The 17,450-nt window shown below is 63.7% G+C and carries 17 protein-coding genes; 5 read left to right on the top strand and 12 right to left on the bottom strand.

Translation table 11 applies throughout. The features are described 5' to 3' along the window. The first annotated feature begins 10 nt into the window (after positions 1–10). Both dapD and QRN45_RS01220 read left to right on the top strand, forming a co-directional pair. Complete coding sequence (gene dapD, locus QRN45_RS01225) at positions 11–1,036, top strand: 2,3,4,5-tetrahydropyridine-2,6-dicarboxylate N-succinyltransferase (protein ID WP_241710010.1); 1,026 nt, start codon at positions 11–13, stop codon at positions 1,034–1,036. An 11-nt stretch (positions 1,037–1,047) separates the two neighbouring features. After that, on the top strand, positions 1,048–1,890 hold the full coding sequence (locus QRN45_RS01220) for a transglycosylase SLT domain-containing protein (RefSeq protein ID WP_284762226.1): 843 nt from the start codon (positions 1,048–1,050) through the stop codon (positions 1,888–1,890). Positions 1,891–1,922: 32 nt separating this feature from the next. Here the strand turns inward: QRN45_RS01220 and QRN45_RS01215 are convergent, their stop codons facing one another. Together QRN45_RS01215 and QRN45_RS01210 are read right to left on the bottom strand one after the other, a co-directional pair. Further along, positions 1,923–2,534: a hypothetical protein gene (locus QRN45_RS01215; RefSeq protein ID WP_241710012.1), complete on the bottom strand. Its 612-nt coding sequence runs from the start codon at positions 2,532–2,534 to the stop codon at positions 1,923–1,925. A 63-nt stretch (positions 2,535–2,597) separates the two neighbouring features. Continuing rightward, positions 2,598–3,224, bottom strand: coding sequence for a TetR/AcrR family transcriptional regulator (locus QRN45_RS01210; protein WP_241710013.1), 627 nt, complete (start codon positions 3,222–3,224; stop codon positions 2,598–2,600). A gap of 114 nt (positions 3,225–3,338) precedes the next feature. On the opposite strand from QRN45_RS01210, the gene galE reads away from it, so the two are divergent. Further along, the gene (galE, locus tag QRN45_RS01205) at positions 3,339–4,352 is read left to right on the top strand and encodes a UDP-glucose 4-epimerase GalE (protein WP_241710014.1); all 1,014 of its coding nucleotides are present in this window, start codon (positions 3,339–3,341) and stop codon (positions 4,350–4,352) included. A gap of 126 nt (positions 4,353–4,478) precedes the next feature. Here galE and QRN45_RS01200 read toward each other — a convergent pair whose 3' ends face one another. The 3 genes from QRN45_RS01200 to fdxA form a co-directional block, all read right to left on the bottom strand. After that, a complete protein-coding gene (locus QRN45_RS01200; protein WP_059387479.1) occupies positions 4,479–5,762 on the bottom strand; it encodes a citrate synthase in 1,284 nt (427 codons plus the stop codon). A 230-nt stretch (positions 5,763–5,992) separates the two neighbouring features. Continuing rightward, on the bottom strand, positions 5,993–7,141 hold the full coding sequence (gene dapC / locus QRN45_RS01195; RefSeq protein WP_284762225.1) for a succinyldiaminopimelate transaminase: 1,149 nt from the start codon (positions 7,139–7,141) through the stop codon (positions 5,993–5,995). A 15-nt stretch (positions 7,142–7,156) separates the two neighbouring features. Continuing rightward, on the bottom strand, positions 7,157–7,483 hold the full coding sequence (gene fdxA, locus QRN45_RS01190; RefSeq protein WP_018776555.1) for a ferredoxin: 327 nt from the start codon (positions 7,481–7,483) through the stop codon (positions 7,157–7,159). A gap of 136 nt (positions 7,484–7,619) precedes the next feature. On the opposite strand from fdxA, the gene QRN45_RS01185 reads away from it, so the two are divergent. Continuing rightward, a complete protein-coding gene (locus tag QRN45_RS01185) occupies positions 7,620–7,862 on the top strand; it encodes a putative acetyltransferase (protein ID WP_284762224.1) in 243 nt (80 codons plus the stop codon). Between the two features lie 288 nt (positions 7,863–8,150). On the opposite strand, the gene QRN45_RS01180 is transcribed toward QRN45_RS01185, so the two are convergent. Beyond that, entirely contained in the window at positions 8,151–8,960 is an 810-nt protein-coding gene (locus QRN45_RS01180; protein ID WP_284762223.1) for a type IV toxin-antitoxin system AbiEi family antitoxin domain-containing protein, read from the bottom strand. 202 nt (positions 8,961–9,162) lie between these two features. Further along, the gene (locus QRN45_RS01175) at positions 9,163–10,380 is read right to left on the bottom strand and encodes an MFS transporter (RefSeq protein WP_241710017.1); all 1,218 of its coding nucleotides are present in this window, start codon (positions 10,378–10,380) and stop codon (positions 9,163–9,165) included. Positions 10,381–10,578: 198 nt separating this feature from the next. On the opposite strand from QRN45_RS01175, the gene QRN45_RS01170 reads away from it, so the two are divergent. Continuing rightward, positions 10,579–11,085 (top strand): helix-turn-helix domain-containing protein, encoded by a 507-nt coding sequence (locus QRN45_RS01170; RefSeq protein ID WP_241710018.1) that lies wholly within the window; start codon positions 10,579–10,581, stop codon positions 11,083–11,085. Here the strand turns inward: QRN45_RS01170 and QRN45_RS01165 are convergent, their stop codons facing one another. From QRN45_RS01165 to QRN45_RS01145, 5 genes are all read right to left on the bottom strand, one after another. Further along, entirely contained in the window at positions 11,086–11,466 is a 381-nt protein-coding gene (locus tag QRN45_RS01165) for a hypothetical protein (RefSeq protein ID WP_241710019.1), read from the bottom strand. 43 nt (positions 11,467–11,509) lie between these two features. Next, positions 11,510–13,438, bottom strand: coding sequence for a translational GTPase TypA (typA, locus tag QRN45_RS01160; protein WP_078108286.1), 1,929 nt, complete (start codon positions 13,436–13,438; stop codon positions 11,510–11,512). 296 nt (positions 13,439–13,734) lie between these two features. Further along, positions 13,735–15,447, bottom strand: a complete 1,713-nt coding sequence (locus QRN45_RS01155; RefSeq protein ID WP_241710020.1) for a dipeptide ABC transporter ATP-binding protein — start codon at positions 15,445–15,447, stop codon at positions 13,735–13,737. Between the two features lie 11 nt (positions 15,448–15,458). Next, a complete protein-coding gene (locus QRN45_RS01150; RefSeq protein ID WP_078108285.1) occupies positions 15,459–16,409 on the bottom strand; it encodes an ABC transporter permease in 951 nt (316 codons plus the stop codon). 7 nt (positions 16,410–16,416) lie between these two features. Continuing rightward, positions 16,417–17,346: an ABC transporter permease gene (locus QRN45_RS01145; RefSeq protein ID WP_059387472.1), complete on the bottom strand. Its 930-nt coding sequence runs from the start codon at positions 17,344–17,346 to the stop codon at positions 16,417–16,419. Between the last annotated feature and the right edge of the window lie 104 nt (positions 17,347–17,450).

The following is a 17,450-nucleotide window of genomic DNA, read 5'->3' as shown; positions in this document are numbered from 1 at the left end:
GACTTGCGCCATGACTGAAACCGCTGCCTCTGCCGCTCTCGATAGCGCTTCTGACAACGATCGCTCCGCCTACGGCTTTGGCCTGGCCACCATCGCCACCTCCGACGCCGGAGAAGCGACAGTGCTGGACGTATGGTTTCCGGCGCCGGCACTGGGCGAAGCTGCCGCATCCTTGCGGGCCGTGGAGCACGCCGACGAGTCGCTGACCGCACTCGCCGCCGACAGCCACGACGCCGACCGCCGGACCGAGCAAAAAGTGGTCTTTGCCCAGATCAACTTGGACGAAGCCCCCGCAGACACCGTTGACGCCTACCTCCGGCTGCATTTGCTTTCGCACCGGCTGGTCAAGCCCAACAGCATCAACCTGGACGGCATCTTCGGCAAGCTCCCCAACGTTGTGTGGACCAACTTCGGCCCCGCCGCCGTGGACGGCTTCGAACTGACCCGTGCCCGGCTGCGCAAGCGCGGCGCCGTCACGGTCTACGGAGTGGACAAGTTCCCCCGCATGGTGGACTACGTCCTCCCCACCGGCGTCAGGATCGCCGACGCCGACCGGGTCCGCCTGGGCGCCTACCTCTCAGAGGGCACCACGGTCATGCACGAGGGCTTCGTGAACTTCAACGCCGGCACCCTCGGGACGTCCATGGTGGAAGGCCGCATCTCGGCAGGCGTTGTTGCCGGTGACGGCACCGACGTCGGTGGCGGAGCCTCCATCATGGGAACCCTCTCCGGCGGCGGCAAAGAAAAGATCTCCCTGGGTGACCGCGTGCTTCTGGGCGCCAACTCCGGTGTGGGCATCAGCATCGGCGACGACTCCGTGGTTGAAGCCGGCCTTTACGTCACTGCCGGAACCCGGGTGCGTATCCCCGGCCCGAAGGACGCCAACGGCGAAGACACCAGCAGCATCATCAAGGCTGTGGAGCTTTCCGGCGTGCCGAACCTGCTGTTCCGCCGCAACTCCACCACCGGTGAAGTCGAGGTCCTCCCCCGCAAGGGCCAGACGGTGGAACTCAACGAAGCCCTCCACGCCAACTAGCTGATACCTGGATGCGCCGTCTCCGACGCACCATCATCCTGTTGCTGGCGCTTGCCTTGGTGGCCGGCGCCATCTATGCCGTGGTGACTGTACTGCAGCGCTCCGAAACCTTGGTTACGGAGCGCTGCGTCGCCGTCGTCGGCTCGGATTCCTACGAGTTGGCGACGGACCAGGCGGCGAACGCCGCCCTCATCACGGCCATTTCGGTTCAGCGGGGGCTGCCTCCGCGCGCGGCCACAATCGCCGTGGCCACCGCAATGCAGGAATCCAAACTTCGCAATATCGGCCACGGTGACGAGGTGGGCCCCGATTCGAGGGGGCTCTTCCAGCAGCGCCCGTCCCAGGGGTGGGGCACCGAAGCCGAGGTCATGGATCCCGTCTACGCGACAAACGCCTTCTATGACCACTTGGTGAAGGTGCCCGGCTACGAAACCATGGCGATCACCGATGCGGCGCAAGCGGTCCAGCATTCCGCGTACCCCCAGGCGTACGCGCAGCAGGAAGCGATGGGCAGGGCCTACGCGTCGGCGCTGACCGGACATTCCGAAAGGGCCCTGGACTGCACCCTCCGCGCCGCGGACGCTGCCGGTGATCCGAATGCCGTTACGGCAGCCATGACGACGGCGTTCGGCTCCCTGCCGGCCGTGTCCCAAGGCCGCACGGTCCAGTTGAACATCACTGGAGCGCAGGCGTGGGCGGTGGCCCAGTGGGCCGTGGCGAACGCCAAGGACCTCTCCGTGACACAGGTTGACGTGGCGGGCGCCAGCTGGAACCGGCAGGACCACAAAGGGTGGCAGGATTCAGCGGCAGCATCGGGATCCGTGACCATCACGGTTTCGGCCCCGAAGACGTAATGTTCAGGGGTACTCGCCTCCGGCTGCCGGCCTCAGGCCAGTAGTTCGACCACTGGCTGGACGTAGCTGCGGAAGATGTCCGGTTCGGACAAGAGCCGGTGGCTCATGATCATCTTGTCCGGCTCAAGGTACCAGGCCCGTGGCTCGTTGAGGGGCAACTCGATGATCGTCAACTGAAAGTCCCGGGAACTCCGGCCGACTTCGAGCAGCCGGTCCTCCACCATATCGCCCAGAAGCAGCGTGGCGCCGCTCGCTTCGCGTTCAGCCTCGAGTTTTTCGTACTCTTCAAGGCGTTCACGGGCCCATGTGAGGGCGGCACCGAAGTGTGCCTGAAGTACCCGGCGGAGGGCCGGCGAATTGCCGAAAGCGTTGAATCCCGGGGGTGAAAGCTCGGGCGCGGCATCCGGATACGCCCTCAGCAGCCGCTCCCACCACGCCTCCCACTCGGTCTTGAGGGCCGGCACTCCGCCTACCTCGGCGGTGAGGTGCGTGTGGTCCGCCTGCCTGACTTTAGGTGTGGCGTGGGACAACGTCGGCGTCCCGGCTCCGTCCAATCCAGCAACGTCTCTCAGATACAAGGCAATGAGCATCGGTCCGGAGGTGTCCATTGTGATCCGCCACCCCTGACCGCCTGTGTCATGCATCCGATTGCCTCCCTTGGCAGGTGCCCACTCAGAGTTCCAGTCTATTCCCGAAGAGGCGCGACGTTAACGGTTGGAAGGCACCGCAACAAGACTGTCCACATGTGCGGTCAGAACGTCGCGGCACACCTCGGCCGTCATCCATTCGGGCTGCAGCAAGGCGTGCATGCACAGTCCGTCGAGGGTCGCCAGAAGGCGCTCGGCCTCGGTCACCAGACGCTCCTGGCCGGAGCCGCCGTCGGGCATCAGCCGCATCACCAAGCGGCCGACGACGGCGGCCACGGCACGGTGGCTGCGTGCGGCTTCCGGCTCGAGCATCGGACGGATCCGGGCCGCGTGCCGGAATGCCATCCACACGCAGGCGTCGACGGCCAGTTCCTCGTCGAGCGGAAGGAATTGACCCAGCAGGGTTAACACGGCGGCGTCGTGTTCCGCCGACCCATTGTCCAGGGATTCGACGACGGCGAACGCCTCGTCCAGCCGCCCGGCGATCCTGTCGATGACCACGGCAAAGGAATGGACCAGCAATTCGTCACTGCTGGCAAAGTAGTGGCGGACCGAACCAACGGCCAGCCCGGCTTCGTCGGCCACCTCCCGCAAGGAGGCCCGCTCGAGGCCATCCGAGGCGATGATCCTGAAGACGGCTTCGACTACTTCTTGGCGCCGGGCTTCGGCATCGACAATCTTGGGCACAAATCTTTTTAGCACAAACGTGCTTGAACCATGTCGTCCGGCACACGGGACCGCGCGACTGTGGCCTACGCAACACTGAGCGGGCACGCACCAAGTTCGACTACCGTTGCTTGCATGAGAATTCTTGTCACGGGTGGCACCGGCTACATCGGATCGCACACCGTCCTGTCCCTGTTGGAAACCGGACACGAAGTGGTCGTGGTGGACAACCTCGTGAACTCAAGCGAAGAATCCCTGCGCCGCGTCGGCGAACTGGCGGGAAAGACCGCAGCATTCCATCAGGTGGACCTGGTGGACGAGGCCGCGCTTGAGGCCGTGTTCGACCAGCACAGCATCGACGCCGTCATCCACTTCGCCGGGCTCAAGGCGGTTGGCGAGTCCGTGCAGGAACCCTTGAACTACTACTACAACAACATCGTGGGCACACTGAACCTGCTGCGCGCCATGGACAAGCACGGGGTCCGCTCGATCGTCTTCAGTTCTTCGGCAACGGTATACGGCGAGCACAACCCCATCCCCTACATCGAGAAGATGGAGATCGGGGCCAACAACCCCTATGGACGTACCAAGGAGCAGGTCGAGGACATCCTCACGGACCTGGGCGCCGCGGACGAACGTTGGCACATCGCTCTATTGCGCTACTTCAACCCGGTGGGTGCACACCCCTCAGGCCGTATCGGCGAGGACCCGCAGGGCATCCCCAACAACCTGGTTCCGTACATCGCCCAAGTTGCCGTCGGCCGCCGCGACAAGCTCATGGTCTTCGGTGGAGACTACGACACCCCGGACGGCACCTGCCTGCGGGACTACATCCACGTCGTCGACCTCGCGGAGGGCCACGTCGCCGCCCTGGACTACGTTGCGGAACGCCCCGGCGTGCACCGCTGGAACCTCGGCTCCGGCAAGGGTACATCCGTGCTGGAGATGCTCCACGCGTTCGAACAGGCCGTCGGGCACCCGCTGCCGTATGAGATCACAGGCCGCCGCGCCGGAGACCTGCCCGCGTTCTGGGCGGACGCCTCCTCCGCCCTGGCCGACCTGAGCTGGTCCACCACGAAGACCGTGGACCAGATGTGCGAAGACCACTGGCGGTGGCAGAAGAACAACCCCCTCGGCTACAGCTCTTAAAGCAACGCGGGGTCACTTACGGCCCATGATGTCCCTTGGGACGGACCGTAAGTGACCCCGCGTTGACAGGGCCCACACCGGCGAGGGACCCGGGCCGAGCTTGCGAGGCCTGGGAGCCGGTGGGGACTAGACTGCCGGGTAGTCGCGCTCCGGCTCTCCGGTGTAGAGCTGCCGCGGACGGCCGATCTTGGTCTGGGGATCGTTGATCATTTCGCGCCACTGGGCGATCCAGCCGGGGAGCCGGCCGATGGCGAACAGCACGGTGAACATCTTCTCGGGGAAGCCCATGGCCTTGTAGATCAGGCCGGTGTAGAAGTCGACGTTCGGGTAGAGCTTGCGCTGGATGAAGTAATCATCGGCCAGCGCCTTCTCTTCGAGGCGCATCGCGATGTCCAGGAGCTCGTCGTTTCCGCCGAGCTTGCCCAGGATCTCGTGCGCGGTCGCCTTGATGATCTTCGCGCGGGGATCGTAGTTCTTGTAGACCCGGTGCCCGAAGCCCATGAGGCGGACGCCGTCCTCCTTGTTCTTGACCTTCTCCATGTATTCCTCAGGCTTGATGCCGTCGGCCTGGATCTGACGCAGCATCTTCAGCACGGCTTCGTTGGCGCCACCGTGGGCGGGCCCGAAGAGGGCGTTGATGCCTGCGGAAACGGAAGCGAACAGGTTCGCGTTCGAGGAGCCCACCAGGCGGACGGTCGACGTCGAGCAGTTCTGCTCGTGGTCGGCGTGCAGGATGAGCAGAAGGTCGAGCGCCTTGACGACGACGGGGTCCAGCTCGTACTGCTCTGCCGGCAGGCCGAAGCTCAGGCGCAGGAAGTTCTCCACGAGGTTCATGGAGTTGTCCGGGTACAGCATGGGCTGGCCGATGGACTTCTTGTGTGCGTAGGCAGCGATGACCGGGAGCTTCGCCATGAGGCGGATAGTGGAAACTTCCACGTGCTCCGGGTTGAACGGGTCCAAGGAGTCCTGGTAGAACGTGGACAGCGCGGAGACAGCCGAGGAAAGCACCGGCATCGGGTGCGCGTCACGCGGGAAGCCGCCGAAGAAGCCCTTGAGCTCTTCGTGGAGCAGCGTGTGGTGGCGGATCCGCTGGTCAAACGCGTCCAGCTCGGTGGGTGTGGGAAGGTTGCCGTAGATCAGCAGGTAGGAAACTTCCAGGAAGCTTGAGTGCTGGGCAAGCTGCTCGATCGGGTAGCCGCGGTACCGCAGGATACCGGCGTCGCCATCGATGTAGGTGATCGCCGACGTCGTGGCGGCGGTGTTCATGAAGCCGGGGTCATAGGCGACGGCGCCCGTCTGCTTCAGCAGCTTGGAAACGTCGTATCCTTCGTTCCCTTCTACAACCTTGATCCGCGGGAGTTCGAGCTCTCCGCCGGCATGGCGCAGGGTAGCGCTGGTGGTCTCAGTCATGGAGTCCCCTTCATGAGGCTCTTGGCCTCGGTCGAAAGCTTGATCCAACCAACATCTGGTGACTCCAACCGGGGGCCTGCAGGTGCAGGTGCCATCGGCCGGACTGCCTTCATGGAGAAAGCCACCATTGATAGTCAGTTAAAAGCTACCGCCAGTAAGCGGGACAAACTAATTCACAAGCTACGGTTACTGGCGGAATGACGCGCCCTGTGCGGCAAGTCACAGCATTGTTACCGGGCAGTGTTCAAGCGTTCCACGGCCGCATCGATGCGTTCGTCGGTGCCCGTGAGCGCCACTCGGATGAAACCGTTGCCTGCGTCTCCGTAGAACACTCCCGGCCCGACGACGATCCCCAGGTCAGCGAAACGCTGGACCGTGTCCCACGTCGCCTCCCCTGCCGTGGACCACAAGTACAGGCCCGCCTTGGACTCGTGGATCTCCAGGCCGAAGTTCTGAAGTGCAGGCACGAGGCGTTCGCGGCGTCCGCGGTAGAGATCTTTTTGGGCAAGCACGTGGCCGGCATCGCCGAGCGCGGCGCGCATGGCTTCCTGAACCGGGTAGGGCACGATCATGCCTGCGTGCTTGCGGCTGTTGACGAGGTTTGCCACGATCGACGAATCCCCGGCCACGAAAGCAGCACGGTAGCCGGCGAGGTTCGACTGCTTGCTCAGCGAGTAGACGCACAAGAGGCCGTCCGTGGATCCTCCCGTGACGCGCGGATCAAGGACGCTCGGAACGGCCTCGCCGCCACGCTGCGCATCCCATTCACCCCAGCCGAGTTCGGCATAGCATTCATCCGACGCCACGACTGCACCGATCTCGCGCGCCTGGGCCACGATCTGCCGGAGCGATTCGACGTCACGGACGCTGCCCGTGGGATTGCCCGGGGAATTGATCCAGATGAGCCGGACCTTGGCGCGGGTGGCTGAATCCAGTTCGTCCAGGCTGTCCGCGGCGACCGCGGTGGCCCCTGCGAGCATGGCGCCGATGTCGTAGGTGGGGTAGGCAACAGTGGGACGGACCACGACGTCACCCGCGCTGAGTCCCAGCAGGAACGGCAGCCAAGCGACCAATTCCTTGGAGCCGACCGTGGGCATGATGTCCCTCGGATCGATCCCGGGGACCCCGCGACGGCTGGCGAACCAGGCGGACACAGCCTCGCGGAGTGCTTCCGTACCGTGGACTGTCGGGTACCCATGGGCATCGGCGGCCCCGGCGAGCGCCTCGCGAACCAGCTGCGGCGTAGGATCCACGGGGGTTCCGATGGAAAGATTGACCACCCCGCCCGGGTGTTCCGAGGCCTTGGCCACATACGGTGCCATGGCTTCCCAAGGGTAGTCGGGCAGGTTGAGGCCGAAAGCGGGGGCCGCAGAAATCAAAGGAAGCAACCGTTCTTAGTGGTCTTGGTTCTGTGGAGGCAGCGCAGCGATGAAGGGGTGGTCCTTGCCGGTGTTGCCGATCTTGGCAGCCCCGCCCGGGGAACCAAGGTCATCGAAGAACTCGACATTGGCCTTGTAGTAGTCGGCCCATTCCTCCGGCGTGTCGTCCTCGTAGTAGATCGCTTCCACCGGGCACACGGGTTCACAAGCTCCGCAGTCCACGCACTCATCCGGGTGGATATAGAGGGAACGTTCGCCTTCGTAGATGCAGTCAACAGGACACTCTTCAATACATGCCTTGTCCTTGACGTCCACACACGGCTGCGCGATTACGTAGGTCACGTCCCTTGCCTCTCCACAGTTGTCCCGGACAGTTTCCGGGTAGTACCACCGGCCATGTGGCCGGTACATCGAATTCTGAGCCTATTATCCCCCAGCCGGAACTCAGCAACCTAGCCGGGCGTCTTACTATGAACTGGTGAATCAGCCCCGGCCCCAGGATTTCCTGCTCAATACCGTATCCGGAACACGAGTCGTTGTCCGATACCGGCTGGACGACGGCTTCACCGATGCCCTCGGCTACCTGCTCTCCGTCGTCAATGGTGCGTGCACCATCCGTACCCGGCAATCCGATGTCGAGATCCCCCTTGCCCTTGTAGTGGCCGCCAAGGAGGTCCCTCCTCCGCCTCCGCGCCGTGGTCCGCGCACAGCCCGCGAGTAATCCCGCGCCACCCCTGCGTACCCACCCCTGCGTACCCACCTCTGCGCACCCACCTCTGCCCACCCACCTCTGCCCACCAACGCGGACATGCCCCATTCCCGCTCGAACCGCTGGACATGCCCACCGCCCGCTCAAACCATTGGACATAGTGCGAATATGTCCATTCCTGGCTCGGAGGGCTGGGCATGTCCCGCGGCAGCGCAAGCCCGGGCGAGGCACATGTCGGTTCCTGAGGCGCAGCGATGGGCATGTCCCTTTTGACGGGGCCGAAGATGAGCTAGGCGGAGATCACGCGGCCTGGTCGAGCGACCTCAGAGTGTCGCGGACCATCGCCACAAATTCCCGAGGCCGGTTCTTCAGCATGGAATAGCTCACAACCAAGGTGGGAATACCCAGCCTGGTGGTGACATTCCACCGGCGGCGGTCCTCCTCGAAGCTCGGCTTGTCCATGTGGAAGCCTGCTCCGTCGGTTTCAATCCCCAGCCTTCCGTCCACCATCAAGTCCAAATGCCCCATGCCGCGTATGTTCACTTGTGATTCCACATGGAAACCGGCTTCGCGCAGGAGGTACCGGGCGATGCACTCAATGATCGACTGTGACTGGGGAACAATTTGTGACACCAGCCTCCGCTCCCGCGCATCGTTCCGCCCGCTTAGCCGCATCCTCATGCCAGAGAGCGGTAGCCTCCCCAGAGCTACGGCAGATTCCGCAATGACAAGCCCATCCAGGTCCGGCAGGCAACGGAGGGCCTGGACAACTGAATCCATGAGGGACGGCGGGGTTGCGGTTCTATGGCAAACAAAACCTTGGTACCTTCGGCTGTGAGGGACGGCCACATGGGGAAATTGAGGGGGATCCAAGACCCACAACCCGGACAGCTCGGCCGCGGAAACGCAGGCCGGTTCAGCAGGAAGGGATCGGATGGCAACCAAGCCGGGATCGGCGTCGGGCATCGCATAAACCCCTCGCGCCACCCGGAGAATCCGCCCGCTCGCCAACGCGGATTTCAGTTGGAAATGCGATACCCCGGCCGCAGCAAGATGCTTGGCCCGCGCCACGCCGTCGTACGCTGAAATGACGTCGATAATATTCACCATGTGCCCATCGTTCCGGCCGAATCATGGGTGCGGAAGCGCCACTATTCACTATGTGGAAAACGTCCAGTCCACTCCTGTGGCCAAGCGCTGGACATGCGCCCCCCTCACCGCAGAGCATGCGCCACGTGGAGACCAAGGAATGAGCATGTTGCCAATATGTCCAATGCTGCGGGCCAAGGCGGGGCATGTCCCAAGGGGACGGTCAGGCGCCGTGCACCTCGTCCGGCAGCCTGCGCATTCCCCACAGCGGGGAGAACAGCACCGGCGCAACAAGAACAATGCTTCCGGCCCAGCCGATCCAGAGTGTCGGGACGAGGCCAAGGTTCTCGGCCAGGAGACCCGAGGCGAGGGCTGCGATCGGCATGACTCCCCACACCACAAAGCGAATGGACGCATTCATGCGCCCCAGGAGCCGGGGAGGACACACCCGCTGCCTCATGCTCAACTGCATGATGTTGTACGCCAGGACTCCGAAGGCGAACCCGAACTCCGAGACGATGAGCATCACGAGGGACATCCATCGTTCAGGGGCAAGCACGGACAACGGGACCAGAAGGAGGAAAAGCGAGCTGATCATCGACGCCACGGGAATGACGGTCCCCTCGCCGATCCAGGCCGCGAACCGGGGCGCCGCAACCGCCCCGATCAGACCACCCACAGCACCGACCGCCATGATGAGGCCCATGCCCTCCGGACCAAGTCCCAATTCACGAAGCACGAGTACCGGCATCAAAGTGAAAGCAAGCGTGGTGAAGAAGTTGACCCCGCCCGTACAAGCCACAACCCTGCTGATCAACGGATGCCTGACGACAAAGACCAGGCCTTCCTTGATTTCGCTCGCCAGCGGCCGCCGGTCCTTCGCGGGCACGGGGACTTCCGCGTCGCGTGTTCTGAGCAGGAAGATGGCCGACAACAGGTACCCCATCGCCTCCCCGACGAACAGCACCGGGGCGGAAACGATCACCAGGAGCGCACCGCCGGCGGCAGGACCACCGATCCGGGCGATCTGGGAGGTGGCTTCCAGCTTGGAGTTGGCCTGCGGCACCTTCCCGGCGTCCACGAGCACGGGCACGTAGCTCTGGTAGGAAACGTCGAAGAAGACCGTCGCAGCCCCGACGACGGCGGCAACAGCGTACAGGTGCCAGATCTGCAGGATGCCGGCCCACCAGAGTATAGGTACGGTGGCCATCGCCGCGGTCCGGACCAGGTCAGCCACAATCATGGTGCGACGCTTGAGCCAGCGGTCAACCCAGGCTCCTGCCGGCAAACCGATGAGCAGGAAGGCCGCAAGGCCGGCGGCATTGAGTGCACCAACTTCGAACTCGCTGGCGCCGAGCAAAGTCACTGCGAGGACGGGGAATGCCAATTGCCCAAGTTGCGCCCCGAGCTGGCTGACGGCTTGGCCCGACCAGAAGGTCATGAAGTTCCGGTCCCGCCAAAGCGAGGCCGGCTTCTGAGCCGGGGCAGCTTGAAGAGCTGTGTCACTTTGGAGAGTCGCCTCAGTTTGCAGAGCGTTGTCGCCCTGCTGAGCGTTGTCAGTGGTCCCGGCGTTCACCCGCTCAGTTTCCTGCAGTGATTGGTATATGTCAATCACTTATGGGTGGCTACACTGGCCTCCATGACGGAACACGCGTGGGACGACAGCGACCTGGTCGCCAAGGGCCGCGCCTTGAGCTCGCCCTTGCGCCTGAGGATCCTCCGGCTCTGCCTGCACCACGCGCGCACCAACAAAGAGATTGCCGGGCTCTTGGACATCAACCCGGCGTCGAGCCTGCACCACGTCAGGACCCTGGTGCGCACCGGCTTTCTCGAACCTCAGGAAGGCCGGAAGGGAAAGAGGGGCGCCAAAGAGGTTCCATATATCGCCACACGCGCCTCCTGGAGCACACCCGTCAACGATATTTCCCCGATCCTGATCGAAACATTCGTCCAGGAAACCCGCGGACTCGCACCCGAGGACATCGAAATCTGGCGGCTTGGCGTCAAGTTCAACGCAGCACGGCAGCAGGAAATGATGGGCAAGTTACGGGCGGTCGTCGAAGAATACATGCGGCTTCCGGCAGACGACGACGGCGAGGCCACCTCGCTCTTGATCGCCCACCACCGGGACCCGAGCGCAGATTAGCTAGCCGCGCGACCTACGCCGGTAGCGCCGGCACCACAAGAGCATGACAAACGTGATCCCTGCGTTCCCGTAGACCCACACATTTCCAGGCACATCCGCGACGATCAGCTGCTTGCCGGTTCCGCCCGCGGACAGCAGGCCTACGGTCGCGTAACAAAGAATGCCCGCTACCGCCGTCGGGAGCAAAGACCGCGACCACGCGCCCAGCAGGAGCTGGAGCGAGGCGAGCAGGAGCAATGCTGCCGCGGTGCCCCAATAGACGTCGACGCCGGCAACGAGGAGCGTCTGCCGGTGCAGTGCGGTGCCTGCAACGGCAGCAAAAAGAGCCACCGGAACAGCCGCGGCGATGCCGCGTACCGTTCCGGTGGCTCCCTTATTCAATGCGTCAATCCGTTCAGTGCGTCAGTACGCAATCAGCGCAGGATCAGACTTTGGCGCGTGCGCGGGTAGCCTTGGCGCGCTCGTTGGCGTCCAGGATCACCTTGCGAATGCGGATGGAATCCGGGGTCACCTCAACGCACTCGTCTTCGCGGGCGAATTCGAGGGACTCTTCGAGGGTCAGGTCGCGCGGCGGCGTCAGGTTCTCGAAGGTGTCGGAGGAAGCAGCACGCATGTTGGTGAGCTTCTTTTCCTTGGTGATGTTGACGTCCATGTCATCAGCGCGCGAGTTCTCGCCGACGATCATGCCTTCGTAGACCTCGGACGTGGGCTTCACGAAGAAGGAGCCGCGTTCCTGCAGGTTGATCATCGCGAAGGGGGTGACGACGCCGGCGCGGTCGGCAACCATCGAACCGTTGGTGCGGTATTCGATGGGGCCGGCCCACGGCTCGTAGCCCTCGGAGATCGAGGAAGCGATGCCGGCGCCACGGGTGTCCGTGAGGAACTTGGTACGGAAGCCGATGAGGCCGCGAGCAGGAACGATGAATTCCATGCGGCACCAGCCGGTACCGTGGTTGGCCATGTTGGTCATGCGGCCCTTGCGCGCGGCCATGAGCTGCGTGACCGCACCGAGGTACTCTTCGGGCACGTCGATGGTCATGTGTTCCATCGGCTCGTGAATCTTGCCGTCAACAGTCCGGGTGACAACCTGCGGCTTGCCGACCGTCAGTTCGAAGCCTTCGCGTCGCATCTGCTCCACGAGGATGGCCAGTGCGAGCTCGCCACGGCCCTGGACTTCCCAGGCGTCCGGACGCTCGGTAGGCAGAACCTTGATGGAGACGTTACCGATCAGTTCCTTGTCCAGGCGATCCTTCACCTGGCGGGCTGTGACCTTCGCGCCCTTGACCTTGCCGGCCAGCGGAGAGGTGTTGATACCGATGGTCATGGAGATCGCGGGGTCATCCACCGTGATGAGGGGCAGCGGCTGCGGGTTCTCGGCGTCGGTCAGGGTCTCACCGATGGTGATTTCCTCGATGCCGGCAACAGCAACAATCTCGCCCGGGCCGGCGGACTCCGCCGGCACGCGGTCAAGGGCCTTGGTGGCCAGGAGCTCGGTGATCTTGACGTTCTTCAGCTCGCCGTTGGCGCGCGCCCAAGCGACGGTCTGGCCCTTACGGAGGGTGCCGTTGTAGATGCGCAGGAGGGCGAGGCGGCCGAGGAACGGGGAAGCGTCCAGGTTGGTGACGTGCGCCTGAAGGACACCGTTCGGGTTGTAGGTCGGCGCCGGAATGTGCTCGATGATCGCCTTGAAGAGGGGTTCGAGATCTTCGTTATCCGGGGCCGAGCCGTCAGCCGGCTGCTCGAGGGAGGCGCGGCCGACCTTCGCTGCGGCGTAGACCACGGGTACTTCGAGGATCTTGTCGAGGTCCAGGTCCGGAACTTCGTCCGCGAGGTCGGAGGCCAGGCCGAGGAGCAGGTCCATGGACTCGTGGACAACCTCTTCGATGCGGGCGTCGGGGCGGTCGGTCTTGTTGACCAGCAGGATGACGGGCAGGTGGGCGGCAAGGGCCTTGCGGAGCACAAAGCGGGTCTGCGGCAGCGGACCTTCGGAAGCGTCAACCAGGAGGACCACGCCGTCAACCATGGACAGGCCGCGCTCAACCTCGCCACCGAAGTCGGCGTGGCCGGGGGTGTCGATCACGTTGATGGTGATGGTCTCGCCATTGGACGACGGGCCGTTGTAGGCAACCGTGGTGTTCTTGGCGAGGATGGTGATGCCCTTTTCGCGCTCCAGGTCACCGGAGTCCATGACGCGGTCTTCCAGGTGGTTGTGCTCGGCGAAGGAGTTGGTCTGCTTGAGCATGGCGTCGACCAGGGTGGTCTTGCCGTGGTCAACGTGGGCCACAATCGCGACGTTGCGCAGATCACTGCGCGATGCAGTGGCCGCGGCGGTGTTGGTGGTGGTTTCAGACATGCGTAATGGCTCGATTCAGTGGTGAAGTCAGCTGTTGTATCGCGACATTTCCAACCGGAACGCACGACGGATTAGCCCCTTTGACACAGGGCACCTTCCTAGAGTCTAAGCGCTGTGGTATTTATTGGCCTAAAAATCACCCTCCAGGCCGCCGAATTGTGCCCTTCATCACAATGGGCAGCGAGCTCCGAGACGCGCCGGAAACAGCAAAAGAGCCGGGACCACTTCCCCCCACGGAAGTGGTACCGGCTCTTCTACCCGCCAAACTGGCGCTTAGCAGACGGGCGTCAAACCCGTCAGGCCACCACGGGCGGCAGCATGAGGCTGGCACCCGGGATCGCGTTAAGCAGGGCCTTGGTGTAGTCCTGCTGCGGCGAATCGAAGACGTCGTCGGTGCTGCCCGTCTCCACGAGCTTGCCCTTCTGCATCACGCAGACATGGTCAGCGATCTGCCGCACGACGGCGAGGTCGTGCGTGATGAACAGGTACGTCAGACCAAGATTGGACTGCAGCTCGGCCAGGAGGTTCAGTACCTGGGCCTGAACCAAGACGTCGAGGGCGGAGACCGCCTCGTCGCAGATGATCACTTCGGGGTCGAGGGCCAGCGCCCGCGCGATCGCGACACGCTGCCTTTGGCCGCCGGAGAGTTCGTTCGGGTACCGCTGCATCGTGGACTGCGGCAGCGCCACCTGGTCCAGGAGTTCCCGGACCTTTTTCTCGCGGCTGACCTTGTCACCGATCTTGTGGGTCCGGAGCGGTTCCTCGATGGTCCTGAAGATGTTGTACATCGGGTCAAGCGAACCGTACGGGTCCTGGAAAATCGGCTGAACGCGGCGCCGGAACTTGAAGATCTCCCGGCTGTTCAGGGTGGAAGTGTCCACGCCGTCGAACACGATCCGGCCCGACGTCGGTGCAAGCAGGTTGAGGACCATCTGGGCCACGGTGGACTTGCCGGAACCCGACTCCCCCACGATCGCCGTCGTCGTCCCGCGTTTGACGTTGAACGAGACGTTGTCCACCGCTTTGAAGTCCGTTGCCTTGCCCACTCCTGAGCGCAGCTTGAAGATCTTGCTGAGGCTCTCGACCTTCAGGACGTCGTCGGACAACGCCTTTTCGGCCACGACGTCGGTGGGCGCCAGGAGTTCTTCGGTCTGGATTCCCTCGGCCTTGGCAGCCTGGATACGCCTGGAAGCGAGGGACGGGGCCGAGGCCACCAACCGCTGGGTGTAGGGGTGTTGCGGGTTGCGGAGCAATTCGAGCGAAGGACCAGCCTCCACCACGTTGCCGCGGTACATGACCACCACTTTGTCCGCGCGCTCGGCAGCAAGGCCAAGATCGTGGGTGATGAGCAAGACAGCCGTACCGAGTTCCGCCGTCATGGTTTCGAGGTGGTCCAGGATCTGCCGCTGCACGGTCACGTCCAGGGCCGACGTCGGCTCATCCGCGATCAGGAGGCGGGGCTGGCAGGACAGGCCGATGGCGATCAGGGCACGCTGGCGCATGCCGCCGGAGAATTCGTGCGGGTACTGCTTGGCGCGGCGAGCGGAGTCCGGCAGGCCGGCTTCCCCCAGGACGCGGGCGACGTCGGCAGGACCGCTGGGCTTGCCGTTGGCGCGAAGTGTTTCGCGCACCTGGTAGCCGATCTTCCAGACCGGGTTCAGGTTGGACATCGGATCCTGCGGAACCATGCCGATCGTGTTGCCACGCAGCTCGATCATGCGCCGTTCCGGTGCATGGGAAATGTCCTCGCCGTCGAGCAGGATCTGCCCGCCGGAAACCCTGCCATTCTCCGGCAGGAGGCCGATGGCGGCAAGCGCCGTCGTCGACTTTCCCGAACCGGACTCCCCCACAATGGCGACGGTCTCGCCGGGCATGATGGTCAGGTGCGCGTTCTTGACGGCCTGGAATTCGCCGCTCGCCGTCTGGAAGGAGATGGCGAGGTCACGGATTTCCAGGAGCGGACGCTCTTCGGATCCGGCTTCGTCGATGGTGATGTTGGACGTTGACATGATTGCCTCCTTCATCGCTTGCGGCTCTTGGGATCAAGGGCGTCACGCAGCGCGTCGCCAAGCATGATGAAGCTCAGGACCGTGATGGACAGTGCGGTTGCGGGGAACATCAGCACCTCGGGGTTGGTGCGCAACGTGTCCTTCGCTGCGGAAATGTCGTTACCCCAGGACATGATGCTGCCGGGCAGGCCAATGCCGAGGAAGGACAGCGTTGCTTCCGTCACGATGAAGACGCCAAGCTCCATGGTGGCCAGCACGATGATCGGCGCAAGCGCGTTCGGTACGACGTGCCGGACCAGCGTGCCGATCTTGGAGACGCCGAGTGAGCGTGCGGCGGTGACGAAATCCGCGTTGCGGACCTCGATCACCGCGCCGCGGGTGATGCGGGCCATTTGGGGCCAGCCGAGCATCACGATGACCATGACCACCGTGAAGACGCTCTTGTTCTCGCGGAAGAACGGGAGCTGGGTGACTACCAGTGCGCCGAGGACCAAAGGCAAGGCGAAGAAGATGTCGCCGATGCGGGCAATGACGGTGTCAACCCAGCCGCCGAAGAAGCCGGCCAGCGCGCCGAGCGTAACTCCGATGATCAGCACGAAGATGACGGAGACGACGCCGACGGTCAAGGATGCCTGCGTGCCGTGGATGACGCGGGAGTAGATGTCGCAGCCCTGGAAGGTGAATCCCAGGGGATGGCCGGCCGAGGGACCCCCGAGGGAGTCGGCCAGCTGACAGTTGTCGTTCGGGGCTGTCTGTGTGAACAGGCCCGGGAAGAACGCGACGACGAGGAGCAGGAGAATCATGAGCGCCGAGATGATGAAGAGCGGCCGACGGCGGAGCTTCCGCCAGGCATCAGCCCACAGGCTCAGGGGTGCTGCGTCGACCTTGAGGGTATCGGTCGCGAGCAGCGGTGTCTCGTCGATAGGGGCAACGTAGTGCTCGATCTGACGGTTACTTTTCATATCGGATCTACTTTTCATAGCGAATCCTGGGGTCAAGCCAGGCGTAGAGGAGGTCGACCAACAGGTTGGCGGCAACGAAGACCAGTACCAACACGCTGACAATGGCGACGACGGTGGGGCCTTCGCTGCGGATCACGGCTTGGTAGAGCTTTTGGCCGACGCCGGGCACGTTGAAGATGCCTTCGGTGACGATCGCGCCGCCCATCAAGCCACCCAGGTTCGCGCCCAGGTAGGTGACCACGGGGATCATGGAGTTTCGCAGGATGTGGGCCAGGACCACGCGGGGGCGGGAAAGGCCTTTTGCGGTTGCGGTGCGGACGTAGTCGGCGTTCATGTTTTCAATGACCGAGGCGCGGGTCAGGCGCAGCACGTAGGCAAAGGACACGAGGCCAAGAACCGTCGCCGGAAGGATCAGGGTGCCCCAATCCGCGTTGGATCCAACGGTCGGCTTGGCCCAGCCGAGCTGCACGCCAACGACGAGCTGGAGCACGAAGCCCAGGACGAACGTCGGGACGGCAATGACGACGAGGGAAGCGACCAGCACGGTGGAGTCGAAGATCTTCCCCTTGCGCAGGCCGGCAATCAGGCCGAAGGCCACTCCGAAGACGGCCTGGATGGCAAGGGCCTCGACCGCGAGCATGGCGGTGACCGGGAAAACGCGGCCAAGGGTGGCGGCGATTGGCTGGCCGGTGAAGTCCACCCCTAGGTTGAAGGTGAAGAGGTTCTTGAGGAACAGCCCGTACTGGACCCAGAACGGCTGGTCGAGGTTGTATTGCTGGCGCAGCGCGGCAATGACGGACTCGCTGGGCGGCCGGTCGCCGAACAGGGCGCGGATGGGGTCGCCCGGGAGGGCAAAGACCATGAAGTACACGAGCAGGGTGGTTCCCAGGAACACGGGGATGACCTGCAGCAAACGCCGGAGGATGTACTGGGTCACAGCAACGGTTCCTGGACGCTCTTGGAAATATAGGGATTCATTGGGGACAGCTTTCGTGCCGAATCAAGGCATGGGGGCCCGGTTTGTGGCCGGACCCCCATACG

It is taken from the genome of Arthrobacter sp. efr-133-R2A-63, assembly GCF_030209795.1.
Lineage (GTDB): Bacteria > Actinomycetota > Actinomycetes > Actinomycetales > Micrococcaceae > Arthrobacter > Arthrobacter bambusae_A.
This window is presented reverse-complemented; position numbering and strand designations above follow the sequence as displayed.